The organism is Leifsonia sp. 22587, from assembly GCF_052044215.1.
Lineage (GTDB): Bacteria > Actinomycetota > Actinomycetes > Actinomycetales > Microbacteriaceae > Leifsonia > Leifsonia shinshuensis_C.
On the sequence record NZ_JBQENB010000004.1, the window covers coordinates 314,670 to 338,288 of the forward strand.

20 protein-coding genes and 1 tRNA gene are annotated in these 23,619 nt (G+C 70.9%); 19 read left to right on the forward strand and 2 right to left on the reverse strand.

Features of this window, described 5'->3' with window-relative positions; translation table 11 throughout:
- Positions 1–114 precede the first annotated feature (114 nt).
- The 7 genes from otsA (at position 115) to ACTJI1_RS17345 (ending at position 8,520) form a co-directional block, all read left to right on the forward strand.
- Complete coding sequence (otsA, locus tag ACTJI1_RS17315) at positions 115–1,587, forward strand: alpha,alpha-trehalose-phosphate synthase (UDP-forming) (protein WP_310128665.1); 1,473 nt, start codon at positions 115–117, stop codon at positions 1,585–1,587.
- A 39-nt stretch (positions 1,588–1,626) separates the two neighbouring features.
- Positions 1,627–2,451, forward strand: coding sequence for a trehalose-phosphatase (otsB, locus tag ACTJI1_RS17320; protein WP_440743603.1), 825 nt, complete (start codon positions 1,627–1,629; stop codon positions 2,449–2,451).
- A 72-nt stretch (positions 2,452–2,523) separates the two neighbouring features.
- Positions 2,524–4,218 carry a dihydroxy-acid dehydratase gene (gene ilvD, locus ACTJI1_RS17325; protein WP_018190576.1) on the forward strand — a complete coding sequence of 565 codons (1,695 nt, stop codon included), beginning with the start codon at positions 2,524–2,526 and terminating at the stop codon, positions 4,216–4,218.
- A 57-nt stretch (positions 4,219–4,275) separates the two neighbouring features.
- The gene (locus ACTJI1_RS17330) at positions 4,276–6,081 is read left to right on the forward strand and encodes an acetolactate synthase large subunit (RefSeq protein WP_440743604.1); all 1,806 of its coding nucleotides are present in this window, start codon (positions 4,276–4,278) and stop codon (positions 6,079–6,081) included.
- Positions 6,082–6,084: 3 nt separating this feature from the next.
- A complete protein-coding gene (gene ilvN, locus ACTJI1_RS17335; protein WP_310128669.1) occupies positions 6,085–6,594 on the forward strand; it encodes an acetolactate synthase small subunit in 510 nt (169 codons plus the stop codon).
- Positions 6,595–6,658: 64 nt separating this feature from the next.
- Complete coding sequence (gene ilvC, locus ACTJI1_RS17340; protein WP_310128670.1) at positions 6,659–7,687, forward strand: ketol-acid reductoisomerase; 1,029 nt, start codon at positions 6,659–6,661, stop codon at positions 7,685–7,687.
- 101 nt (positions 7,688–7,788) lie between these two features.
- Entirely contained in the window at positions 7,789–8,520 is a 732-nt protein-coding gene (locus ACTJI1_RS17345) for a copper homeostasis protein CutC (protein ID WP_440743605.1), read from the forward strand.
- Positions 8,521–8,559: 39 nt separating this feature from the next.
- Here the strand turns inward: ACTJI1_RS17345 and ACTJI1_RS17350 are convergent, their stop codons facing one another.
- Positions 8,560–8,940 (reverse strand): DoxX family protein, encoded by a 381-nt coding sequence (locus ACTJI1_RS17350; RefSeq protein WP_440743606.1) that lies wholly within the window; start codon positions 8,938–8,940, stop codon positions 8,560–8,562.
- Between the two features lie 162 nt (positions 8,941–9,102).
- Here ACTJI1_RS17350 and serA point away from each other — a divergent pair, with 162 nt between their 5' ends.
- The 3 genes from serA (at position 9,103) to ACTJI1_RS17365 (ending at position 12,481) form a co-directional block, all read left to right on the forward strand.
- On the forward strand, positions 9,103–10,695 hold the full coding sequence (gene serA / locus ACTJI1_RS17355) for a phosphoglycerate dehydrogenase (protein WP_310128679.1): 1,593 nt from the start codon (positions 9,103–9,105) through the stop codon (positions 10,693–10,695).
- 100 nt (positions 10,696–10,795) lie between these two features.
- On the forward strand, positions 10,796–11,161 hold the full coding sequence (locus ACTJI1_RS17360) for a YciI family protein (RefSeq protein ID WP_310128681.1): 366 nt from the start codon (positions 10,796–10,798) through the stop codon (positions 11,159–11,161).
- Complete coding sequence (locus ACTJI1_RS17365; protein ID WP_440743607.1) at positions 11,162–12,481, forward strand: RNA polymerase sigma factor; 1,320 nt, start codon at positions 11,162–11,164, stop codon at positions 12,479–12,481.
- Positions 12,482–12,499: 18 nt separating this feature from the next.
- Here ACTJI1_RS17365 and ACTJI1_RS17370 read toward each other — a convergent pair whose 3' ends face one another.
- The gene (locus ACTJI1_RS17370) at positions 12,500–13,063 is read right to left on the reverse strand and encodes a TetR family transcriptional regulator (protein ID WP_440743608.1); all 564 of its coding nucleotides are present in this window, start codon (positions 13,061–13,063) and stop codon (positions 12,500–12,502) included.
- Positions 13,064–13,122: 59 nt separating this feature from the next.
- Between ACTJI1_RS17370 and ACTJI1_RS17375 the strand changes: the two genes are divergently transcribed.
- From ACTJI1_RS17375 to ACTJI1_RS17415, 9 genes are all read left to right on the forward strand, one after another.
- Positions 13,123–14,658 carry an MFS transporter gene (locus ACTJI1_RS17375; RefSeq protein ID WP_440743609.1) on the forward strand — a complete coding sequence of 512 codons (1,536 nt, stop codon included), beginning with the start codon at positions 13,123–13,125 and terminating at the stop codon, positions 14,656–14,658.
- 75 nt (positions 14,659–14,733) lie between these two features.
- On the forward strand, positions 14,734–15,789 hold the full coding sequence (locus ACTJI1_RS17380) for a 3-isopropylmalate dehydrogenase (protein WP_310128689.1): 1,056 nt from the start codon (positions 14,734–14,736) through the stop codon (positions 15,787–15,789).
- Positions 15,790–15,814: 25 nt separating this feature from the next.
- A complete protein-coding gene (locus ACTJI1_RS17385; RefSeq protein WP_310128690.1) occupies positions 15,815–16,945 on the forward strand; it encodes a branched-chain amino acid aminotransferase in 1,131 nt (376 codons plus the stop codon).
- Between the two features lie 5 nt (positions 16,946–16,950).
- The gene (locus ACTJI1_RS17390) at positions 16,951–17,814 is read left to right on the forward strand and encodes a ketopantoate reductase family protein (RefSeq protein WP_310128692.1); all 864 of its coding nucleotides are present in this window, start codon (positions 16,951–16,953) and stop codon (positions 17,812–17,814) included.
- Positions 17,811–18,596, forward strand: a complete 786-nt coding sequence (locus tag ACTJI1_RS17395; RefSeq protein WP_310128693.1) for a fumarylacetoacetate hydrolase family protein — start codon at positions 17,811–17,813, stop codon at positions 18,594–18,596. Before ACTJI1_RS17390 ends, ACTJI1_RS17395 begins: the two co-directional genes overlap by 4 nt.
- A 24-nt stretch (positions 18,597–18,620) precedes the next feature.
- Positions 18,621–20,138: a glutamate--tRNA ligase gene (gene gltX / locus ACTJI1_RS17400; RefSeq protein WP_440743610.1), complete on the forward strand. Its 1,518-nt coding sequence runs from the start codon at positions 18,621–18,623 to the stop codon at positions 20,136–20,138.
- Between the two features lie 11 nt (positions 20,139–20,149).
- Entirely contained in the window at positions 20,150–21,133 is a 984-nt protein-coding gene (locus ACTJI1_RS17405; RefSeq protein WP_440743611.1) for an NAD(P)/FAD-dependent oxidoreductase, read from the forward strand.
- A gap of 57 nt (positions 21,134–21,190) precedes the next feature.
- Positions 21,191–21,262, forward strand: a tRNA-Gln gene (locus ACTJI1_RS17410).
- A 256-nt stretch (positions 21,263–21,518) separates the two neighbouring features.
- Positions 21,519–23,591: a S53 family peptidase gene (locus ACTJI1_RS17415; RefSeq protein WP_440743612.1), complete on the forward strand. Its 2,073-nt coding sequence runs from the start codon at positions 21,519–21,521 to the stop codon at positions 23,589–23,591.
- Positions 23,592–23,619: the final 28 nt, after the last annotated feature.

A 23,619-nucleotide genomic window follows, 5' to 3' on the forward strand; every position in this document is an offset into this window, starting at 1 on the left:
GTGTCTCACGTCCCGACCTCTCGAGGGAGTTGACCCACCATCACCGCCACGCCTGCACCGACCGCCTCCACGTCCACCGCCGGACCGGAGGGCGACACGTACGACCTGATCATCGTGTCGAACCGGCTCCCCGTCGACCGCGTGCTCGACGAGAGCGGCAACGCCGACTGGCGCCCGTCGCCCGGTGGTCTGGTCGCCGCGCTGGAGCCCGTGATGCGGTCGCAGGACGGCGTGTGGATCGGCTGGGCCGGCGTCGCGGACGAGGACGTGGAGCCGTTCGAGGCCGGCGGCATCAACATCCACCCCGTCCCGCTCTCCGAGCAGGAGCTGCAGGAGTACTACGAGGGCTTCTCCAACGACACCCTCTGGCCGCTCTACCACGACGTGATCGCGCAGCCGAGCTACCACCGGGAGTGGTGGGAGAGCTACGTGCGGGTCAACCGGCGCTTCGCCCAGGCCGCCGCCGACGTGGCCGCCAAGGGCGCGGTCGTCTGGGTGCACGACTACCAGCTGCAGCTCGTGCCGGCGATGCTGCGCGAGCTGCGGCCGGACCTGGTGATCGGGTTCTTCAATCACATCCCGTTCCCGCCGTACGGGATCTACTCGCAGCTGCCCTGGCGCCGCCAGATCATCGACGGACTGCTCGGCGCCGACGTAATCGGCTTCCAGCGCGTGGCGGATGCGGGGAACTTCTCGCGGGCCGTGCGGCGGCTCAAGGGCTACGAGACCCGCGGCCCCATCATCGAGGTGCCGATCGACACCGACGACCCCGAGGCGGGCTCGCACCGTCATGTGACGACCGACCGCCGCGGCGGTCTCGCCCGCACGGTGCTGGCGCGCCAGTTCCCGATCTCCATCGACGCCGACCAGTACCAGGAGCTCGCCCGCCGGCCCGACATCCAGGCCCGCGCCAAGGAGATCCGCGAGGAGCTCGGCAACCCCGAGAAGATCATGCTCGGCGTCGACCGCCTCGACTACACGAAGGGCATCGGCCACCGGCTGAAGGCCTTCGGCGAGCTCCTCGAAGAGGGGCGCGTGAAGGCCGAGGACGTCACGCTCGTCCAGGTCGCCAGCCCCAGCCGCGAGCGCGTCGAGACCTACCGCCAGCTGCGCGACGAGATCGAGCTGACCGTCGGCCGCATCAACGGCGACTACTCGACGCTGGGCCACACCGCCGTCGCGTATCTGCACCACGGCTACCCCCGCGAGGAGATGGTGGCGCTCTACCTCGCCGCCGACGTCATGCTCGTCACCGCCCTGCGCGACGGCATGAACCTGGTCGCCAAGGAGTACGTCGCGACCCGGGTGGACGAAGACGGCGTGCTGGTGCTCAGCGAGTTCGCCGGGGCGTCCGACGAGCTGCGCCAGGCGCTGCTGATCAACCCGCACGACATCGAGGGCCTCAAGGACACCGTCCTGCAGGCGCTGGCGATGCCGAAGCGCGACCGCACCCGCCGCATGCGGGCGCTGCGCAAGAAGGTGCTGACCAACGACGTGGCCCGCTGGTCGGCCTCGTTCCTCGACGCGCTCACACGCCGCGCGCACGGCGACCACCCGCTCCAGGACCCGCCGGTCAACCGGCGCTGAGCCGTCCGCCGCACTTCCTACCACTTCTCTGAAGGACGCATGACCGACACCGCCTCCCACCGTCCGCCCGCCGCCGCCGTCGCACTGGCCGGCGCGCTGCAGGAACTGGCCCGCGCGGACCGGCTGCTGCTCGCGCTCGACTTCGACGGCACTCTCGCCCCGTTCGTCGACGTGCCGCGCGGCGCCCGCGCCCTGCCGGAGTCGAAGGCCGCCCTCGACCGGCTGGAGCACCTTCCGCGCACCTGGGTCGCGTACGTCTCCGGACGGCCGCTCACGAGCCTCGAGACGGTGACGGAGGCGGACGAGGATGCGCTCCTGGTCGGGTCGCACGGCGTCGAGATCCGCTTCGGCCGCGACGGCGTCTCGCTCGACCTGACCGACGACGAGCAGGCGACGCTGGAGCGCCTGGGCGGTGTGCTGCAGGAGTTGGTGGACAGCATCCCGGGCGCCAAGCTCGAGATCAAGCCGGTCGGCTTCGGCGTGCACTACCGGCAGGTCGACCCGGCGGAGGGCCGCACGGTCGTGGCCCGGGCGCGGGAGGCGGCCGCGGGCGTCAGCGATGCGCTGACCATCCGCGACGGCAAGGACATCATCGAGTTCTCGGTCCGCGGCGCGAACAAGGGCGACGGCGTCGAGCGGCTCCGCGAGTACACGAAGGCCACCGCGGTGCTGTTCGCCGGCGACGACGTCACCGACGAGGACGGCTTCGCCGTGCTGCGTCCGGAGCGCGGAGACGTGGGCATCAAGGTGGGCGCGGGGGAGACCGCCGCGCAGTACCGGGTCGCCGACGAGCGTGCGATCGCGACGCTGCTGGGCCTGCTGGCGCAGGCGCGCGAGGCGCACGTGAACTCGTCCACAGACTGACGGTCGCACGAGCTCTCCCCAGGCGCGGGACACATGGTCGGAGCGGCATTCGAGACGTCCTAGAGTTGACCCATGCCAGAAGTCGATTGGAAACCGCGTTCGCGCGTCGTCACGGACGGGATCGAAGCCACCACCAGCCGCGGGATGCTCCGCGCCGTCGGAATGGGCGATGAAGACTGGGAGAAGCCGCAGATCGGCATCGCGTCCTCCTGGAACGAGATCACGCCCTGCAACCTCTCGCTCGACCGCCTCGCGCAGGGCGCGAAGGAGGGCGTGCACGCCGGTGGCGGCTACCCGCTCCAGTTCGGCACCATCTCGGTCTCCGACGGCATCTCGATGGGCCACGAGGGGATGCACTTCTCGCTCGTCTCGCGCGAGGTCATCGCCGACTCGGTCGAGACCGTCATGATGGCGGAGCGCCTCGACGGCACCGTGCTGCTCGCGGGATGCGACAAGTCGCTCCCCGGCATGCTCATGGCCGCGGCCCGCCTCGACCTCTCGGCCGTCTTCCTCTACGCCGGATCGATCGCACCCGGCTGGGTGAAGCTCTCCGACGGCACGGAGAAGGACGTCACGATCATCGACTCCTTCGAGGCGGTCGGCGCCTGCAAGGCCGGCAAGATGAGCGAAGAAGACCTCAAGCGCATCGAGTGCGCCATCGCCCCGGGCGAGGGCGCCTGCGGCGGCATGTACACGGCCAACACGATGGCGTCCGTCGCGGAGGCGCTCGGCATGAGCCTCCCCGGCTCCGCCGCTCCGCCCTCGGCCGACCGCCGCCGCGACTACTACGCGCACCGCTCCGGCGAGGCCGTGGTCAACCTGCTCAAGAAGGGCATCACGGCGCGCGACATCCTCACCAAGGAGGCGTTCGAGAACGCGATCGCCGTCGCTATGGCGTTCGGCGGCTCGACCAACGTCGTGCTCCACCTGCTCGCGATCGCGCACGAGGCCGAGGTCGACCTCACGATCGACGACTTCAACCGCATCGGCGACAAGGTGCCGCACATCGGCGACCTGAAGCCGTTCGGCAAGTACGTCATGAACGACGTCGACCGTCACGGCGGCGTCCCCGTGGTCATGAAGGCCCTGCTCGACGCGGGCCTGCTCCACGGCGACTGCCTCACCGTCACGGGCAAGACCGTGGCCGAGAACCTGGCCGAGATCAACCCGCCCGCACCGGACGGCGAGGTCATGCGCTCGCTCGACAACCCCATCCACCCGACCGGCGGCATCACCATCCTCAAGGGCTCGCTCGCCCCCGAGGGCGCCGTCGTCAAGACCGCCGGCTTCGACGCCGAGGTGTTCGAGGGCCCCGCCCGCGTGTTCGAGCGCGAGCGCGCCGCGATGGACGCCCTCACCGAGGGCAGCATCAAGGCCGGCGACGTGGTCATCATCCGCTACGAGGGCCCCAAGGGCGGCCCGGGGATGCGCGAGATGCTCGCCATCACCGCCGCCATCAAGGGCGCAGGGCTCGGCAAGGATGTACTACTATTGACGGACGGACGATTCTCAGGCGGCACAACCGGCCTGTGCATCGGCCACATAGCACCCGAAGCGGTGGACGCTGGTCCCATCGCCTTCGTGCGCGATGGTGATCTGATACGGGTCGATATCGCGGCTCGCTCCCTCGACCTACTTGTCGACGAGTCAGAGCTGACCGCCCGCCGTGAAGGCTGGGCGCCTCTTCCTCCGCGCTATACCCGTGGCGTTCTCGCGAAGTTCTCCAAGCTCGTGCGCTCCGCAGCAGAAGGAGCCGTCACCGGGTGAGAGGGCCCCGCGCCAGCACCATCCATCTCTATTCGCACGTAAGGGACTGATACAGGCATGTCCACGGATGCAACCCCCAGTACTGTGTTGCCGTCCGCGACGCCGGGCAAGGCGTCGCCCGAGATCCTGACCGGCTCGCAGTCGGTCGTCCGCACGCTCGAGCTTCTCGGCGTCACCGACGTCTTCGGCCTGCCCGGCGGCGCCATCCTCCCCATCTACGACGCCATCATGGACTCGACCCGGATCCGCCACGTGCTGGTCCGCCACGAGCAGGGCGGCGGCCACGCGGCCGAGGGCTACGCGGTCGCGGCCAACAAGGTCGGCGTCGCGATGGCCACCTCAGGACCGGGCGCGACCAACCTGGTCACCGCCATCATGGACGCGCACATGGACTCCGTCCCCGTCGTGTTCATCACCGGCCAGGTGTTCTCCACGCTGATGGGCACGGACGCGTTCCAGGAGGCCGACATCGTCGGCATCACCATGCCGATCACCAAGCACTCGTTCCTGGTGAAGGACGTCGAGGACATCCCGGCCACGATCGCGGCGGCGTACCACATCGCCGGGACCGGCCGCCCGGGCCCCGTGCTCGTCGACATCACCAAGGACGCGCAGCAGAACTCCGCTCCGTTCAACTGGCCGCCGAAGGTCGACCTGCCGGGCTACCGGCCGATCACCAAGGCGCACGGCAAGCAGGTGCTGGCCGCGGCCCAGCTGCTCGCCGAGGCGAAGAAGCCGGTGCTCTACGTCGGCGGCGGAGTGATCCGCGCCCGCGCGTCGCAGGAGCTGTTCGAGCTCGCGGAGATCACCGGCGCGCCCGTGGTCACCACGCTGACGGCGCGCGGCGCCTTCCCGGACACCCACAAGCAGCACCTCGGCATGCCCGGGATGCACGGGACGGTGCCCGCGGTGCTCTCGCTCCAGGAGTCGGACCTCATCGTGTCGCTCGGCGCGCGGTTCGACGACCGGGTGACCGGCAACACCTCGCTGTTCGCGCCGAACGCGAAGATCGTGCACGTCGACGTCGACCCGGCAGAGATCTCCAAGATCCGCACCGCCGACGTCCCCATCGTCGGCGATGCCAAGGATGTCATCGTCGATCTGACCGCCGCGTTCCAGGACGCCACCCGCACCCAGAAGCCCGACATCATCGAGTGGTGGACCTACCTGAACGGCCTCCGCGAGGAGTTCCCGCTCGGGTACACGCCCACCAGCGACGGCCTGCTGGCACCGCAGTACGTCATCCAGCGGATCGGCGAGCTGACCGGGCCCGAGGGCATCTATACGGCGGGCGTCGGCCAGCACCAGATGTGGGCCGCGCAGTTCATCAAGTACGAGCGTCCCAACTCGTGGCTGAACTCGGGCGGAGCCGGGACGATGGGCTACTCCGTGCCGGCGGCGATGGGCGCCAAGGTCGCCCAGCCCGAGCGCGTGGTGTGGTCGATCGACGGCGACGGCTGCTTCCAGATGACCAACCAGGAGCTCGCGACCTGCACGATCAACAACATCCCGATCAAGGTGGCGATCATCAACAACTCGTCGCTCGGGATGGTGCGGCAGTGGCAGACGCTGTTCTACGACGGCCGCTACTCGAACACCGACCTCAACACGGGCCACGACACCGTGCGGGTGCCCGACTTCGTGAAGCTCGCTGAGGCGTACGGTGCGCTCGGCATCCGCGTCACGAAGGAGGAGGAGGTCGACGCCGCGATCAAGCTCGCGCTCGAGACCAACGACCGCCCCGTGGTGATCGACTTCGTGGTGAGCGCCGACGCGATGGTGTGGCCGATGGTGCCGCAGGGCGTCAGCAACAGCTACGTGCAGTACGCCCGCGACCACAGTCCGTCCTTCGGAGGGGAGTGACCCATGAGCACGCACGTTCTGAGCCTCCTGGTGGAGGACAAGCCCGGTCTGCTGACCCGTGTCGCGGGGCTGTTCGCCCGGCGCGGGTTCAACATTCACTCTCTCGCGGTGGGCACGAGCGAGGTCGACGGCCTCTCGCGCATCACGGTCGTCGTGGATGTGGAGGACCTGCCGCTCGAGCAGGTGACGAAGCAGCTCAACAAGCTCATCAACGTGATCAAGATCGTCGAGCTCGAGCCGTCGCAGTCCGTCCAGCGCGAGCACCTGCTGATCAAGGTGCGGGTGGACAACTCCACGCGGTCACAGGTGCTGGAGGCCGTGAACCTCTTCCGAGCCCGCGTCGTCGATGTGGCGACGGACGCCCTCGTCATCGAGGTCACCGGCGACAGCGGCAAGACGCAGGCGCTGCTCAAGGTGCTCGAGCCCTACGGGATCAAGGAGATGGCCCAGTCGGGCCTGCTCGCGATCGGCCGCGGCGGCAAGTCCATCACCGAGCGCGTCTTCAAGAACTGAGTCGCCCTCCGGGCGACGAACGAACTAAGCACGTACGAACCGAACCAGCAAGGAGAAGCACCAAGTGGCTGAGATCTACTACGACAACGACGCGGACCTGTCGATCATCCAGGGCAAGAAGGTCGCCGTCATCGGCTACGGCTCGCAGGGTCACGCGCACGCGCAGAACCTCCGCGACTCGGGCGTCGAGGTCGTCATCGGCCTCAAGGAGGGCTCGAAGTCGAAGCCCAAGGCCGAGGAGGCGGGCTTCCGCGTCCTGAGCGCCTCCGACGCCGCCGCGTGGGCCGACGTCATCGTCATCCTGGCGCCGGACCAGGTGCAGCGTCACCTGTACGCCGACGACATCAAGGACAACCTGCAGGAGGGCAACGCCCTCGTCTTCGGCCACGGCTTCAACATCCGCTTCGGCTACATCGAGGCGCCCGAGGGCGTCGACGTCATCATGGTCGCGCCCAAGGGCCCGGGCCACACGGTGCGCCGCGAGTACGAGGCCGGCCGTGGCGTCCCCGTGATCGTCGCCGTGGAGAAGGACGCGTCCGGCAACGCCTGGCCGCTGGTCCTCTCCTACGCCAAGGCGATCGGCGGCCTCCGTGCCGGCGGCATCAAGACCACCTTCACCGAGGAGACCGAGACCGACCTGTTCGGCGAGCAGGCCGTGCTGTGCGGCGGCGTCTCGCAGCTCGTCCAGTACGGGTTCGAGACCCTCACCGAGGCCGGCTACCAGCCGCAGGTCGCCTACTTCGAGGTGCTGCACGAGCTGAAGCTCATCGTGGACCTGATGTGGGAGGGCGGCATCGCCAAGCAGCGCTGGAGCGTCTCGGACACCGCCGAGTACGGCGACTACGTCTCCGGCCCGCGCGTCATCGACCCGCACGTGAAGGAGAACATGAAGGCCGTGCTGTCCGACATCCAGGACGGCACCTTCGCCAAGCGCTTCATCGCCGACCAGGACGCGGGCGCTCCCGAGTTCCTGGAGCTCCGCAAGAAGGGCGAGCAGCACCCCATCGAGGCCACCGGCCGCGAGCTGCGCAAGCTCTTCGCGTGGAACGCCTCCAACGACGACGACTACGTGGACGGCGAGGTCGCCCGCTGATCGCAGCGATCTCCCGGGAGGATCCGCGGTCTCGGCCGCCGGGTCCCGCCCAGTAGTCTCAGGGTGCCGCACGCNGGCACCCTTCTGCGTGAGGAGCAGCGATGGGCATCGCCGTCGAGATCGCCGTCCAGGACATCGCCGGCGTGCGCGTCGCCCTCGCGGAGGGCGCCGACCGGGTCGAGCTGTGCACCGCGCTCGCGATGGGCGGCCTCACGCCGTCCGGCGGCCTGGTGCGGGCCGCGGTGGAGGTGGCCCGGCGACGCGGGCGCGAGAGTTTCGTGCACGTGCTGGTCCGCCCGCGCGGCGGCGGGTTCCTCTACGACGCGGACGAGGTGGCGATCACGGTCGCCGACATCCGGTTCGCCCGCGAGGCGGGCGCCGGCGGCGTCGTCATCGGCGCGCTCGACGAGCGCGGCACCGTCGACGGCGAAGCGGTCCGCCGGTTCGTCGACGCGGCCGAAGGGCTCGACGTCACTTTCCACCGCGCGCTGGATGTGGTGGCCGACCCGCTGACGGCCGTCGAGGAGCTCGCCGACCTCGGCGTCGACCGCGTGCTCACCTCGGGCGGCGCCGCGCGCAGCGTGGACGGCATCCCGAGTCTCCGGAAACTCGTCGGCCAGGCCGCCGGGCGGCTGCAGGTGATGGCCGGAGGCGGAGTGCGTGTCGACGACATCGCGTCGCTGGCGGCCTCCGGGGTGGCGGCGGTGCACCTGTCCGCCCGGACGACCGTGACCGGCGGCCCGAGCGGGCCGGGCGGGGGAGAGGCGGCCTACGACATCACCGACCCGGCGGTCGTCGCCGCGGCGGTCGAGACGGCCCGCGACCCGCGCTGACGGCCCGCGACCCGCGCTGACGGCCGCTGCGCGCATCCGTCAGATCGCGCAGAACAGGCAGGCCGCTATCAGCACGACCTGCAGGATCGCGCGGGGCACGAGCGGCGTCGCGAAGACGCCGAACCGATCCGTCTTGCCGGCGGCGTAGGCGTTCGCCGGGAAGACCGCGACCAGGAACACCGCGAGGCAGATCGCCGCGGCCACCCGTGCGGCGGGCACCAGCAGCCCGATCCCGCCCGCGATCTCGCACAGCCCGGTCACGGCGACCAGGGTGCGCGGGGAGACGATCCGCAGGGCCGGCGGGATCATCGCCGCCATCCCACGTGCCGGTCCCGGGACGAAGTGCAGCGCGCCCATCGCGACGAACACCGCCGCGAGCAGGATGCGGACGATGAGCTGCGCTGTCTCGAAAAGGGTCACCGCCCCATCCTCTCCCGCAAGCAGCTCCGGAGAGCACCCACACCCGGCGTAACGCGGCGAAAGGCGCCGATGGCCGACCGCTAGAGTTAAGCCGTTCCGCGCCCCACCGACCGTGGCGCACTTCTTCCCAAGCCAGCCCTCGCACCTCGAAGGAACTGCCACGTGACAAAGCCGGTCGTCCTGATCGCCGAAGAACTCTCGCCCGCCACCGTCGACGCCCTCGGGCCCGACTTCGAGATCCGCTCGGTGGACGGGACCGACCGGCCGGCTCTGCTCGACGCGGTGTCCGACGCCGACGCCATCCTGGTGCGCTCGGCCACCAAGGTCGACGCCGAGGTCATCGGCGCCGCCAAGGCCCTGAAGGTCATCGCCCGTGCCGGTGTCGGCCTCGACAACGTCGACATCAAGACCGCCACGAGCGCGGGCGTGATGGTCGTGAACGCTCCGACCTCGAACATCATCTCGGCCGCGGAGCTCACCGTCGGCCACATCCTGAGCCTCGCCCGCCACATCCCGGCCGCCCACAGCGCGCTGGCGCAGGGTCAGTGGAAGCGCTCCAAGTACACCGGCGTCGAGCTGTACGAGAAGACGATCGGCATCATCGGGCTCGGCCGCATCGGCGCGCTGATCACCGCGCGCCTGCAGGCCTTCGGCACGAACGTGGTCGCCTACGACCCCTACGTGACCAGCGCCCGGGCGCAGCAGCTCGGCGTCCAGCTGGTGACTCTGGACGAGCTGCTCGCGCAGTCGGACTTCATCACCATCCACATGCCGAAGACGCCCGAGACGACGGGCATGATCTCGGACGACCAGCTCGCCCAGATGAAGAAGACCGCCTTCATCGTGAACGTCGCGCGCGGCGGCCTGATCGACGAGGATGCGCTGTACCGCGCCCTCACGACCGGCACCATCGCGGGCGCGGGCCTCGACGTGTTCGTCTCCGAGCCGCCGCAGGACTCGCCGCTGCTCGCCCTGGACAACGTCGTCGTCACGCCGCACCTCGGCGCCTCCACCGACGAGGCGCAGGAGAAGGCGGGCGTCTCGGTCGCCCGGTCGGTGCGGCTGGCGCTCTCGGGCGAGTTGGTCCCCGACGCCGTGAACGTCGCGGGCGGCGTCATCGACCCGTACGTGCGTCCCGGCATCCCGCTCGTGGAGAAGCTCGGCCAGGTGTTCTCCGGCCTCGCGAGCAGCCCGGTCACTAGCGTCGACGTCGAGGTGCGTGGCGAGCTGGCCGACTACGACGTGAGCGTACTCAAGCTGGCGGCACTGAAGGGCATCTTCACCAACATCGTCAGCGAGACGGTGTCGTACGTGAACGCGCCGCTGCTGGCCGACCAGCGCGGTATCGAGGTACGGCTCATCACGGACTCGGTGAGCGAGGAGTACCGCAACCTGATCACCCTCCGGGGCGCACTGAGCGACGGGTCGCAGATCTCCGTCTCGGGCACGCTGACCGGTCCGAAGCAGATCGAGAAGATCGTCGGCATCAACGGCTACGACGTCGAGGTGCCGGTCGCCGAGCACCTGGTCGTCATGGTCTACGACGACCGCCCCGGCATCGTCGCGGTCTACGGACGCGAGTTCGGCGAGGCCGCCATCAACATCGCGGGGATGCAGATCGCCCGGACGTCCGCCGGCGGCAAGGCGCTGAGCGTGCTGACGGTCGACTCGCGGGTGCCGGACGGCCTGCTCGAGAAGGTGCGCCTGGCGATCGACGCCGACCTGATGCAGGAGATCGACATCACCGAGGCGTGATGAGGAGGCGGCCCGGAAGATATTTCTTCCGGGCTGTCGATTCCGGCGGTTGACTTGCGTCGTAGGGATGTCGATATCCCTACGAACCGAGGAGACCACGATGTCCGACGAGTACGTTCTGCTCATCCGCGAGCCGAACTGGAACCCCGACGAGATGACGCCCGAGCAGTGGCAGGCCGGCATGGCCGGTCACGCCGCCTTCCAGGAGGCGGTCGCGGCCGCCGGTGAGCGCATCGTCGCCAGCAGCGCCCTGCAGGAGGCCAGCCGCGCCACCCGCATCGAGCCGAACGGCGGCGGCGACCCGGTGTACACGAGCGGCCCCTTCGGCGAGACCAGCGAGGTGATCACCGGCTTCTACAGCTTCACGGCGGCGAGCCCGCAGCAGGCGCGCGAGCTGGCCGCGCTGTGCCCGACGCAGGGCTGGCTCGAGCTGTACCCGGTGCTGGTGCTGGACGCGGTGCGCTGAGTGACGCCGGCCGCCCCGCCCCCGCGTGCTCCGGTGGAGCGCGCCGGGGCGGAGCGCGCCCCCGGCGGCCCGGGCCAGCCTGGCGCGTCCGAGGACAGGCTCGACGTCGATCGGCTAGAAACCGCCTGGCGCGAGGAGGCCCCGCGCATCCTCGGCGCCGTCGCGCGCACGACCGGCGACCTCCTGCTCGCGGAGGACGCGGTGCAGGAGGCGTTCGCGCGCGCCCTGGAGGAGGCCGCCCGCGGCCGCGTGCCGACGAACCCGGCGGCGTGGATCACGACGGTCGCACGCCGCGTCGCGCTGGACGCCCTGCGGCGCGAGCAGACGGCGAACCGGGCCGCGCCCGCCCTCGCCGCCGAGCTGGCCCGCACGGAGCGGGCGACGTCCGACGACGCAGGGGAGGGGATGGTGTTCACCGGCGACGAGCGGCTGGAACTCATCCTCCTGGTCGCGCATCCCGGCCTCTCGGCGGAGGCCCGCGTCGAGCTGGCGCTGCGGTTCGTCTGCGGCCTGCCGACGGCCCGGATCGCGGAGGTGTTCCTGGTTCCCGAGGCGACGATGGCCGCACGCCTCACGCGGGCCAAGAAGCGCATCCACTCGGCCGGCGTGCGGTTCGCGCTCGACGACCCGCGGGATGTCGCCGATCGGATGCCCGACGCGCTGGCGACGATCTACCTGCTGTACACGGTGGGGCACCTGACCGCCGACCGCGCCCTGCGCGCCGACGCCGTCGCCCTCGCGCGCGACGCCCACCGCATCGCGCGCACGGATGAGAGCGCCGGACTGCTCGCCCTGCTGCTGTTCACCGAGGCGCGGCAGGCCACGCGCCTGACCGCGGACGACGAGTTCGCCCTGCTGCGCGACGCCGATCGTTCGCGGTGGGACGTCCCGCTGATGACGGAGGCCGAGGCACTCGCGACGGCGGCGCTGGCGGGAGGCGGCCGGTACGCGCTGCAGGCCGGGATAGCCGGGCTCCATGCCATCGCCCCGACCTGGCAGGCCACCGACTGGCCCGCGATCGTCCGGCTCTACGACGGCCTGGTGCGGCAGTGGCCGAGTCCCGCCGCGCGGCTCGGCCGGGTGGTCGCACTGGGGCACAGCCCGGACGCCGGACCGGAGGTCGCCCTCTCGGCGTTGGCCGCCGATCCGGAACTCTTCCACGGCCCTGCCGCCGCCCAGGCGTACGCCGCCCGGGCGGAGCTGCTGCGGCTCTCCGGCCGGTCGGCGGAAGCGGTGCACGACCTGCGCCGCGCGGTCGAGGCCGCCGGGGACGAGCGGACCGCACGGTCGCTCGCCCGGCAGCTGGCCGCCGTCGAGTGATACCGGCGACCCGAGCCGCTACTCGACGGGGTGCGCGAACCTCTGCACCAGCGCGATGAGCTGGTCCACATCGGTCTCGTCGCGGAGCACCGTGTTCGCGGCGGGCAGGAGCGCGGTGTTGTAGTACATCCCGTCGCCGATGAGCATCACCATGCGCGCGGCGAGGGGATCGCCCACAGACTCTTCGAGCGCCCCCAGCCACACGCGCTGGGCGTCGGCGAGGGCGTCCCGCGCGCGAGGGTCCGCCGCCTGGGCGAGGCGGGCCACCGCGATGACGGCACGCTCGAAGCGGGAGTCGGTCGGGATGGAGGTGCGGAGGAAGTAGTCCACCGGCCCGGCCTCCGCGGCCCGCATCCGCTCGACGTCCTCGTCGACGAGCGCGGAGAAGCGGTCGAGCACGCCGTCGACCAGCGCCTCTTTGGAGGCGAAGTGATACAGCAGGCCGCCCTTGGACACCCCGGCCCGGGCGGCGACGGCGTCGAGGGTGGCCGCCCGCTCGCTCTGCTCCGCGAGCAGCTCCTCGAACGCGTCGAGGATGCGGTCGCGTGCGGAGCGGGAGGGGGCGGGCGCGTCACTCGGCATGTGGCCATGGTAGCCCGGACACGTTGACTACTGTACCGTCCAGACGGTACAGTAAATGCATGTCCTCGACCGTCACCCGTCCCGTCACGCCTCACGACGTCCCGGCGCGCGCGGGCGGTCGTGCGTGGGCGGCTCTGGCCGTCTTGATGCTGCCCACCCTGCTGGTGTCGGTGGACAACACGGTGCTGAGCTTCGCCCTGCCGTCGATCTCCGAGGCCCTGAAACCGAGCGCGACCGGGATGCTGTGGATCGTGGACGTGTACCCGCTCGTCCTCGCCGGGCTCCTCGTCGCGATGGGGAGCCTGGGAGACCGGATCGGCCGCCGCCGGTTGCTGCTGATCGGCGCCACCGGCTTCGCCGCCGTCTCGGCCGCGGCGGCGTTCGCGCCGAGCGCCGAGCTCCTGATCGCGGCGCGCGCCGCGCTGGGTGTCTTCGGCGCGATGCTCATGCCGTCGACGCTGTCGCTCCTTCGCAGCATCTTCTCCGACCGGGAGCAGCGCCGGCTCGCCGTCGCCATCTGGGCGGCCGGCTTCGCGGCCGGGTCCGCACTCGGCCCGATCGTCGGCGGCCTGCTGCTGGAGCACTTCTGGTGGGGCTCCGTCTTCCTGCTCGCGGTGCCCGTGCTCATCCCGCTGCTGGTGCTCGCCCCGCTGCTGGTGCGCGAGTCGCGCGATCCGGCTCCGGGGCCCGTGGATGCGCTCGGCATCGTGCTCTCGCTGCTGACGATGGCGCCGATCGTCTACGGCATCAAGACGCTCGCGGTCGACGGGTTCTCTGCGCTCTCCGTGGCGGCGATCGTCGTGGGCATCGCATCCGGTGCGCTGTTCGTGCGCCGCCAGCTCCGGCGTCCCGTGCCGATGCTCGACATGCGGCTCTTCTCGCGGCCGGCGTTCAGCGGGGCTGTCATCGTCAACCTGCTCAGCGTGATCTCGCTCGTCGGGTTCCTGTTCTTCGTCTCGCAGCACCTGCAGCTCGTGATCGGGCTGACGCCGCTGCAGTCCGGGCTGGTGCTGCTCCCCGGGCTCCTCACGATGATCGTCTCCGGACTGCTGGTCGTCCCTGTGGCCCGGCGGGTGCAGCCGGGGTTCGTGATCGCCGGCGGCCTCACGCTCTCGGCCGGCGGGTACCTGCTGGTCGCGCTCACCGGCGGCGGGGCGCCCTGGAGCATCCTGCTCGCATCCTTCGTGCTCCTCGGTGCGGGGATCGGAGCGGCCGAGACCGTCTCGAACGAGCTCGTGATCTCGACCGCGCCCGTCGAGAAGGCCGGCGCGGCGTCGGCGGTCTCCGAGACCGCCTACGAGCTGGGTGCGGTGCTCGGCACGGCGACGCTCGGCACGCTGATCACGGCGTCGTATCGTGCGGCACTGGTCGTGCCCGAGGGCCTGACGGCCGCGCAGGCGGACGCGGCGGGGGAGACCCTCGGCGGGGCCGTGTCGGTCGCGGGCGCCCTGCCGGGGCCGCTCGCCGAGCAGCTGCTCGCCTCGGCGCGCGCCGCCTTCGACAGCGGGGTCGGCGTCACGGCGGTCATCGGGATCGGGCTGGTCGCCACCGCCGCGGTCATCGCGCTCGTGACGCTCCGGCACGTGCGGTCCTGAGCCGGCGGGCGGACGCGGGACGCGGCGATAGGGTGGCAGTACCTACCGGTTCCGCATCCATCAGCGAGGAGTCCCATGTCGCGTACCGTCAAGCTCGCCGTCATCCCCGGTGACGGGATCGGTCCGGAGGTCATCGCCGAGGCGGTGAAGGTGCTGGACGCGGTGACGGCGGACGGCGGCCTCGCGTTCGAGAAGACGCACTTCTCGCTCGGGGCCGACCGGTACCTCGCGACCGGCGACGTGCTGACGGACGAGGACCTCGAGGCGATCTCCACCCACGACGCCATCCTCCTTGGCGCGGTCGGCGGGACGCCGGGCGACCCTCGGCTCGCCGGGGCGAACATCGAGCGCGGGCTGCTGCTGAAACTCCGCTTCTCGCTCGACCACTACGTCAACCTGCGTCCGACCACGCTCTTCCCGGGGATCGCCAGCCCGCTCGCCAACCCGGGCGAGGTCGACTTCGTCGTGGTGCGCGAGGGCACCGAGGGACCGTACGTCGGGAACGGCGGGGCCATCCGGGCCGGAACGCCGCAGGAGGTCGCGAACGAGGTGTCGGTCAACACCGCCTACGGCGTCGAGCGCGTGGTCCGGTACGCGTTCCAGCAGGCGGAGCGGCGGCGCAAGAAGCTCACCCTCGTGCACAAGACCAACGTGCTGACCTTCGCCGGCTCGCTCTGGAAGCGGATCGTGGATGCGGTCGCCGCCGAGCACCACGGTGTGACCGTCGACTACCTCCACGTCGACGCCGCGACCATCTTCCTGGTGACGGATCCTGCTAGATTCGATGTGATCGTCACGGACAACCTCTTCGGCGACATCCTCACCGACCTCGCGGCCGCGATCAGCGGCGGCATCGGGCTGGCGGCCTCGGGCAACATCAACCCGGCCGGGGCCTTTCCGAGCATGTTCGAGCCGGTTCACGGATCGGCCCCCGACATCGCCGGCCAGCAGAAGGCCGACCCCACCGCCGCGATCCTCTCCACCGCGCTCCTGCTCCGCCACCTCGGCGAGTCGGAGCTCGCCGAGCGGGTCGAGCACGCGGTGACCGCCGACCTCGCCGCCCGCACAGGCGCTGCGCGAACGACCGCCGAGATCGGCGACGCCATCGCCGCCCGAGTGGCGCAGAATTGATCCACCGTCGCACAAAGGACCTGTCATGACCTCGACCAGCATCTCTCTCACCAGCGGCCCCACCGAGACCTCCGGCCTGCTCTGGAACGTCACCCGCAACGAGGCGGCGCGCGACGCCGCCGCGCGCGCGGAGATCCTCGCCAACCCGGGCTTCGGCAACTTCTTCACCGACCACATGGTCGACATCTGCTGGTCGGCCAAGGGCGGCTGGCACCGGCCGCGGGTCTCCCCGTACGGTCCGATCCAGCTCGAGCCCTCCGCCGCGGTCTTCCACTACGCGCAGGAGATCTTCGAGGGCCTCAAGGCGTACCGCCACGAGGACGGCTCGATCTGGGGCTTCCGCCCCGAGGCGAACGCCGCCCGCATGCAGCGTTCGGCGTACCGCCTGGCCCTCCCCGAGCTGCCGGTCGAGCACTTCCTCGACTCGCTGAAGCAGCTCATCGCGGTCGACGGGGACTGGGTGCCGGACGCTCCGGAGACCAGCCTGTACCTGCGGCCGTTCATGTTCGCCAAGGAGGCGTTCCTCGGCGTGCGCCCCGCCAACAAGGTGGCGTACTACCTGATCGCGAGCCCCGCCGGCGCGTACTTCCCGAGCGGCGTCGCACCGGTGTCCATCTGGCTCTCCGACCACTGGTCGCGCGCCGGCAAGGGCGGAACGGGCGCGGCGAAGACCGGAGGCAACTACGCGTCGAGCCTGCTGCCCCAGGCGGAGGCCTACGAGCACGGCTGCGCCCAGGTGCTGTTCCTCGACTCGGTCGAGGGGAAGTACATCGAGGAGCTCGGCGGGATGAACGTGGTGCTCGTCCGCAAGGACGGCACGCTGGTGACCCCCGACTCCGACAGCATCCTGGAGGGCATCACCCTCGACTCGGTGCTCCAGCTGGCCCGCGACCGCGGTCACAACGTCGAGCGCCGCCGCGTGACGATCGACGAGTGGCGCGACGGCGTCGAGTCGGGCGACATCGTCGAGGTGTTCGCGTGCGGCACGGCCGCGGTGATCACCCCGATCGGCGAGCTGAAGTCCGACACCTTCACCGTCGGCGACATCACCGCCCCTCCGGGCGAGCTGACGATGTCGCTGCGTCAGGAGCTCACCGACATCCAGTACGGCCGTCAGCGCGACCGCCACAACTGGATGTACCGCCTGGACGCTTAAGCGGGATGGTCTTCGCGGTCGTCGGGCCGGGCGCCGTCGGCGGGCTGTTCGCCTGGCTGCTGCAGCGCGCGGACGAGGAGGTCGTCGCCGTCGGGCGCCCGGCGACCGTCGAGGCGATCCGCCGCGACGGCATCGAGGTGCGCAGCGAGCTGTTCGGCGACGCCGTGCGGCCGGTGCGCGCCGAGACGGAGGTGCCCGCGGGCGCGAGCGTGATCCTGGCGACCAAGGCGTACGGGCTGCAGGATGTGCTGCCCGGCATCGTCGCCGCACGCCCGGCCGAGGTCGTGTCCTTCCTCAACGGCGTCGAGCATATGGCTCCGCTGCGGGCGGCGCTGCCCGGCGTCCCGGTCGCGGGCGCGTCCGTCGCGGTGTCCGCGCTGCGCGCATCCACCACCGTGATCGACCACCGGAGCCCGTTCGTCCGCATCGAGGCGCCGGAGGCGGCGGCCGGATTCGCGGCCGTGGGCGCCCTCGCCGCCGCCGGGCCGAGCGTCCGGGTCGGCGGCACCGAGGCCGAGGTGCTGTGGGCCAAGTTCCGGCTGCTCGCGTCGCTGGCGCTGCTGACCTCGTACTGGCGGCAGCCCGCCGGTGCGGCGCTCAGCGAGGACCCGGAGCTCACGGAGGCGGTCGTCGCCGAGGTCGTCGCGTGCTCGGCGGCCGAGGGCGTCCCGGCGTCGGAGCTCGACCTCATCCGCGCGCTGCGGAGCGTCCCGGGCGGAATGCGCACCTCCCTGCAGGAGGACCTCGCGGCCGACGCGCCGAACGAGCTCGACGCGATCGGCGGCGCGCTCCTGCGGATCGGCGACCGCCACGGCATCCCCACGCCCGCGCTCACCCGCATCGTCACGGCGCTAGGCTCGAACGCGTGAAGATCGCACGATTCAGCCACACCCGCGACGGCCAGAGCACCCCGGCGATCGACTACGGCATCGTCGACGACGACGCCCTCGTCGTGCTCGCCGGGGACCCGATGTTCGTCGGCTTCGACACCACGGGGGAGCGCGTTCCGCTCGGCAAGGTCGGCTCGCTGCTCGCACCGGTCATCCCGCGGTCGAAGGTGGTCGCCGTCGGCAAGAACTACCGCGAGCACGCCGCCGAGATGGGCGGTGAGGCGCCGGGAGAGCCGCTGCTGTTCCTGAAGCCCAACACCTCGGTCATCGGCCTCGGCGACCCGATCGTCGTCCCGCCGCAGTCGTCGCGCGTCGACTACGAGGGAGAGCTGGCCGTGGTGATCGGCACGATCGCCCGCAACGTGCGCCGCGAGGACGCGGCCCAGCACATCTTCGGCTACACCGTCGCCAACGACGTCACCGCCCGCGACCTTCAGGAGAAAGACGGCCAGTGGACCCGCGCAAAGGGCTTCGACACCTTCTGCCCGCTCGGCCCGGTCATCGAGACCGATCTGGCGCCCGACGCCGTGCTGCGCACGCGCCTCAACGGCGAGCTGAAGCAGGAGGCGCCGATCTCGGACATGGTGCACGACATCCCGTCGATCATCGCCTACGCGTCGAGCGTGTTCACGCTGCTGCCGGGGGATGTGATCCTCACCGGGACGCCGTCGGGCATCGGCCCGATGAAGGCCGGCGACACGGTCGAGGTGGAGATCGACGGCGTCGGTTCGCTGGTCAATCCGGTGCGCGCCCCGAAGTAGCCCCACCGGTAGGATCGGAGTCGTATGTCTGACTCGATCGCTCACCCGTTCTCCGAAGCCACCGGCGCCGATGTGCGCGTGCGCTTCTGCCCGTCGCCGACCGGAACGCCCCACGTCGGGCTGATCCGCACGGCCCTGTTCAACTGGGCCTACGCCCGGCACACAGGTGGCAAGCTGATCTTCCGCATCGAGGACACCGACGCGGCCCGCGACAGCGAGGAGAGCTACCAGCTGATCCTCGAGGCGCTGCGCTGGCTGCGCCTCGACTGGGACGAGGGCATCGACGTCGGCGGCCCGGACGGGCCCTACCGCCAGTCGCAGCGGTACGACATCTACCGCGACCTCGTCGAGCGGCTGCGCGAGTCGGGCCACATCTACGAGAGCTTCGCCACGGCCGAGGAGATCGAGGCGCGCAACGTCTCGCTCGGCCGCGACCCGAAGCTCGGCTACGACAACTTCGAGCGCGACCTCACCGACGAGCAGAAGGCGGCGTACCGCGCGGAGGGCCGGCAGCCGGCGCTGCGCCTCCGGGTGCCGGACGACGACCTGAGCTTCGACGACCTGGTGCGCGGCGAGATCACGTTCAAGGCGGGGTCGTTCAGCGACTTCGTCGTCGTGCGCCCGAACGGGCATCCGCTGTACACCTTCGTGAACCCGGTCGACGACGCGCTGATGGGCATCACGCACGTGCTCCGCGGCGAGGACCTGCTGTCGTCTACGCCGCGCCAGATCGCGCTGTACCACGCGCTGATCGACGCGGGCGTGACGACGTTCGTGCCCCGCTTCGGCCACCTGCCGTACGTCATGGGGGAGGGCAACAAGAAGCTCTCCAAGCGCGACCCGGAGTCGAACCTGTTCCACCACCGCGACCGCGGCTTCATCCCCGAAGGGCTCGTCAACTACCTGGCGCTGCTGGGCTGGTCGCTCACGCACGACCGCGACGTCTTCTCGCTGGAGGAGATGGTCGCCGCGTTCGACGTGAAGAACGTGAACCCGAACCCGGCGCGCTTCGACCTGAAGAAGGCGGAGTCGATCAACGGCGACCACATCCGCCTGCTCGACGTCGCCGACTTCGCCGAGCGCACCATCCCGTACCTGGCCGCCGCCGGTGTCGTGCAGGAGCCGCTGACGCCCGAGCAGCACGCCGTGCTCGCCGAGGCCGCGCCGCTCGTTCAGGAGCGCGTGCAGCTGCTCGGCGAGACGCCCGGGATGCTCGGCTTCCTGTTCACGGACGCAGCCTCGCTCGTCGTCGAGGACGACGCCCGCGCCTCCCTGCCGGCGAACGCCGGCGAGGTGCTCGCGGCCTCCCTCGGCGCGCTGGAGCTGGTGCCCGAGGCGGAGTGGACGCACGACGCGATCGAATCCGCGCTGCGCGACGCGCTGATCGAGGGGCTCGGGCTGAAGCCGCGGGTCGCGTTCGGCCCGCTGCGCGTGGCGATCTCCGGCCGTCGGGTGTCGCCTCCGCTGTTCGAGTCCATGGAGATCCTCGGCAAGGCGGAGACGGTCGTGCGGCTCGACCGGCTGTCCGCGGCGCTGGCGTAGCGGTGAGCGGGATGCCGGGGGCTGCGGGGTCCGAGGCGTCGGTGGCGTCGGGGGCGTCGGGGGCGTCGGTCGAGGTCGTCGTGATCGGCGGCGGCCCGGCAGGGCTGTCGGCCGCACTGAACCTGGCGCGGGCGCGGCGGCGCGTGCTCGTGGTGGACGGCAACCGTCCGCGCCACGCCGCGACGCTGCTGGCGCACGGCTTCCTCACCCGTGACGGGGTGTCGCCGCTGGAGCTCCGCCGCCTCGGTCGCGAGGAGGTCGACGCCTACGAGAACGCCTCAGTGGTCTTCGCCCACGTGAGCGCGGTCTCCGTGGAGGGCGACGGCTTCCGGGTGACGGGCCGTGGCGTTCGCGGCGGCGCCGATGTCGATGTGGTCGCGGACACCGTGGTGATCGCGACCGGCGTCACGGAGACGATGCCGGCCATCCCGAGCCTGCGCGCCTACTACGGCACCCAGCTGCACAGCTGCATCGAGTGCGACGGCTTCGAGTCCGCCGGGCAGCCGCTCGCGCTGATCGGCGAGACGCCCGACCTGGCCGAGCGCGCGTTGCTGCTCACCCAGTGGACCGACGACCTGATCGTCTTCACGAACGCCGCCGAGGTCGTCGACGCCGACGAGGAGCGGACGCTCGCCCAGCTCGGCGTGCGGGTCGAGCGTCGCCGGATCGACGACGTCGTCGGCGAGAAGGGCGTCATGACGGGCGTCCGTCTCGAGGACGGAACCGTGATCGAGCGGGCCGGCGGGTTCCTCCGCCCGGTGTGGTCGCCGGCGCTGGCGTTCGCCGACGCCCTCGATCTCGACCGCGACGACGAGGGCTACCTCGTCACGGACGCGCAGGGCCGCACCTCGCTGCCCGGCGTGTACGCGGCGGGGGAGACGACGGCGCCCGGACCGCAGCAGCTGATCGTCGCCGCAGGCTCCGGCGCGGTCGTCGCCGCGGCCGTCAACCGCGACCTCATCGGGCTCGCGCTGGACGGCGCCGCCGTTTTGTAGTCCGCGCCGCGGGTAGGCTAGAGTTGGTTCTCGTGCCCGGGCCGCGGTCCGAAGCAGTGGGGTATGGTGTAATTGGCAACACGGCTGATTCTGGTTCAGTTGTTCTTGGTTCGAGTCCAGGTACCCCAGCAGTAGAAATCCCGTCGAAACCCCGGTCATGACCGGGGTTTTCTGCTGTCCGGAAACCCTCCCTTCGCCGAAGTGCACCTTGTTGCGCACCCGCGCGGCGTGTCGGGCACAACGACGTGCACCTCGGCGGATGCGGGCGACGGGCGGCAGGGTTCCTGTACGGACTCTCAGGGGCCGCATTGTTGTTCCGGCTCTCGTGAGGGCGTTGGATTGACCTGCGCCACTAGCGCAATCCCGCATCGATGAAAGGACATCCGTGCGCACCACATCGAGAACCCTCAGGGCCGCAGCCGTCACCGCCGGCGCGGCCCTTCTGTTTGTCGCGGCAGCCGCGACACCGGCCGCTGCGGCATCAGGCCGCAGTGCCCTGCCCGGCAGTCAGCCGGCGTGGGCGAACGCGAAGGCGCTCCGCTCCGCCGCGCCCGCCACCGACACCGTCGACCTCCGGGTGTACCTCCCGTGGCAGAACGCCTCCGCCGCGGCGCAGACCGCACTCGCTGTCTCGACCCCCGGCTCCTCCAGCTACCGCAAGTTCCTCACGCCGCAGGCGTTCCGGCAGAAGTTCGCGCCGAGCCAGTCGAGCGTGGTGGCGGTGCAGCAGTTCCTGCGCAGCGCAGGCTTCAGCATCGTGGACACCCCCAGCAACAACCGTTACGTGTCGGCCGAGGGAACCGTCGCCCAGGCGCAGAGCGCGTTCGGCGTCACCCTCGGCGAGTACAGCGCGTTCGGGACCACCCTGCGGGCACCCGAGTCGGCCGTCACCGTCCCGGCGTCGCTGGCCGGCATCGTGGAGAGCGTGGCCGGGCTCGACCAGGGCGCGTCGCTCATCCAGCCGACGAGCACCGACGGCAACGGCAACAGCCCGAAGCAGAACCACGGCGCCCCCTCGGCCGGTTTCCGCGCCGGGCAGCCCTGCTCGCTCTGGTACGGCGAGAAGACGGTGGCCATGCCGAACGCCCCGGCGTACGGGACCAGCACGAAGCCCATCGCTCCGTGCGGCTACACGCCCGCCCAGGTGCGCGGGCTGTACGGCCTCGATCAGGTCGCCGCCAACGGCTCCGGACAGACCGTCGCCTTCGTCGGCGCCAACGCGAGCCCCACGCTCGTCCAGGACGTGACGAAGTACAGCAGCCTCCACAACCTGCCCGCTCCGAAGATCACCCAGCTGGTCGCGCCCGGTGTGTACAAGCACCCGGACACGCCGCAGCAGGTGCCGGGGGACTACTACGGCGAGGAGACGCTCGACGCCGAGGCCATCCACACGACGGCCCCGGGCGCTGAACTGCTGTACGTCGCCTCCGCGAACGCGCGGCAGGACTTCGACGCCTCGGTCAACCACATCGTCGACAAGCACCTGGCGAGCATCCTCTCGATCAGCTACGGGTTCGCCGGTGAGGCGGTGCCGCAGGGCTTCATCAACAGCCTCAACAACACCTTCATCGAGGCCGCGGCGACCGGGGTCGGCGTGTTCGTCTCCAGCGGCGACAGCGGCGACGAGGTCGGTTCGTTCGGGACGCCGACGGTGGACTTCTACGCCGACAGCCCGTGGGTGACGGCGGTCGGCGGCAGCTCCGCCTCCGTCGTTCCGACGGCCGCCCCGTCGGGCCTGACGTACGCGGCCATCGACGACCCGGCATCCCCGCTGAACAACACCGGCTGGAAGCGCTCGTTCGAGGTCGGCTGGCAGACCGGGCTCGACGCGGTCAACCCGACGCCGACCGACCACATGTCCAGCGCCCCGTACGAGCTCGACGGCACCTTCGCGTCGCCGCTGCCCGGCACGTTCAACGGCGGCGGTGGCGGTGGCGTGAGCCGCATCTTCGCACAGCCCGCCTACCAGGCGGCGGCCGTGGGTGCGGCGTCGGGACGCCTGGTGCCGGACATCAGCGCGCTGGCGGATCCGAACACGGGCCTCCTCGTCGGTCAGACCCAGGCGTTCAGCAACGGCACCTACTACGACGAGTACCGCATCGGCGGCACGTCGGTCGCGGCTCCGCTCACCGCGGGCATGGCGGCGGTCGCGAACCAGGTGGCCGGCGCACCGCTCGGGTTCCTGAACCCGCGGATCTACGCGGCGTACTCGGCCGGAGGCTCGGCGTTCTACGACGTCGACCAGGCCGACATGTTCGGCACCACCGTGCAGTCCCCGCTGCCGTCGGTGCTGCGCGTCAACTATGTCGACAGCGAGAGCGCTGCGGGCGGTCTGAGCTACAGCCTGCGCACGCAGGAGGAGCCGAACCAGACCCTCCACAGCACGAAGGGCTACGACACGGCCACCGGAGTCGGGACGCCGAACGGCGCCGCGTTCTTCGCCGGCATCACGAAGTAGCGCGCATCCCAGCACGCCGTGCGCCCCT

Bases quoted from the DNA above. Each gene is read 5' to 3' on its own strand.
- ACTJI1_RS17330 (WP_440743604.1), top strand. From the start codon at position 4,276: ATGTCCACGGATGCAACCCCCAGTACTGTGTTGCCGTCCGCGACGCCG.
- ACTJI1_RS17390 (WP_310128692.1), top strand. From the start codon at position 16,951: ATGGTCTTCGCGGTCGTCGGGCCGGGCGCCGTCGGCGGGCTGTTCGCC.
- ilvN (WP_310128669.1), top strand. From the start codon at position 6,085: ATGAGCACGCACGTTCTGAGCCTCCTGGTGGAGGACAAGCCCGGTCTG.
- ACTJI1_RS17405 (WP_440743611.1), top strand. From the start codon at position 20,150: ATGCCGGGGGCTGCGGGGTCCGAGGCGTCGGTGGCGTCGGGGGCGTCG.
- otsB (WP_440743603.1), top strand. From the start codon at position 1,627: ATGACCGACACCGCCTCCCACCGTCCGCCCGCCGCCGCCGTCGCACTG.
- ilvD (WP_018190576.1), top strand. From the start codon at position 2,524: ATGCCAGAAGTCGATTGGAAACCGCGTTCGCGCGTCGTCACGGACGGG.
- ACTJI1_RS17360 (WP_310128681.1), top strand. From the start codon at position 10,796: ATGTCCGACGAGTACGTTCTGCTCATCCGCGAGCCGAACTGGAACCCC.
- ACTJI1_RS17375 (WP_440743609.1), top strand. From the start codon at position 13,123: ATGTCCTCGACCGTCACCCGTCCCGTCACGCCTCACGACGTCCCGGCG.
- ACTJI1_RS17345 (WP_440743605.1), top strand. From the start codon at position 7,789: ATGGGCATCGCCGTCGAGATCGCCGTCCAGGACATCGCCGGCGTGCGC.
- gltX (WP_440743610.1), top strand. From the start codon at position 18,621: ATGTCTGACTCGATCGCTCACCCGTTCTCCGAAGCCACCGGCGCCGAT.
- ACTJI1_RS17380 (WP_310128689.1), top strand. From the start codon at position 14,734: ATGTCGCGTACCGTCAAGCTCGCCGTCATCCCCGGTGACGGGATCGGT.
- ACTJI1_RS17370 (WP_440743608.1), bottom strand. From the start codon at position 13,063: ATGCCGAGTGACGCGCCCGCCCCCTCCCGCTCCGCACGCGACCGCATC.
- ACTJI1_RS17385 (WP_310128690.1), top strand. From the start codon at position 15,815: ATGACCTCGACCAGCATCTCTCTCACCAGCGGCCCCACCGAGACCTCC.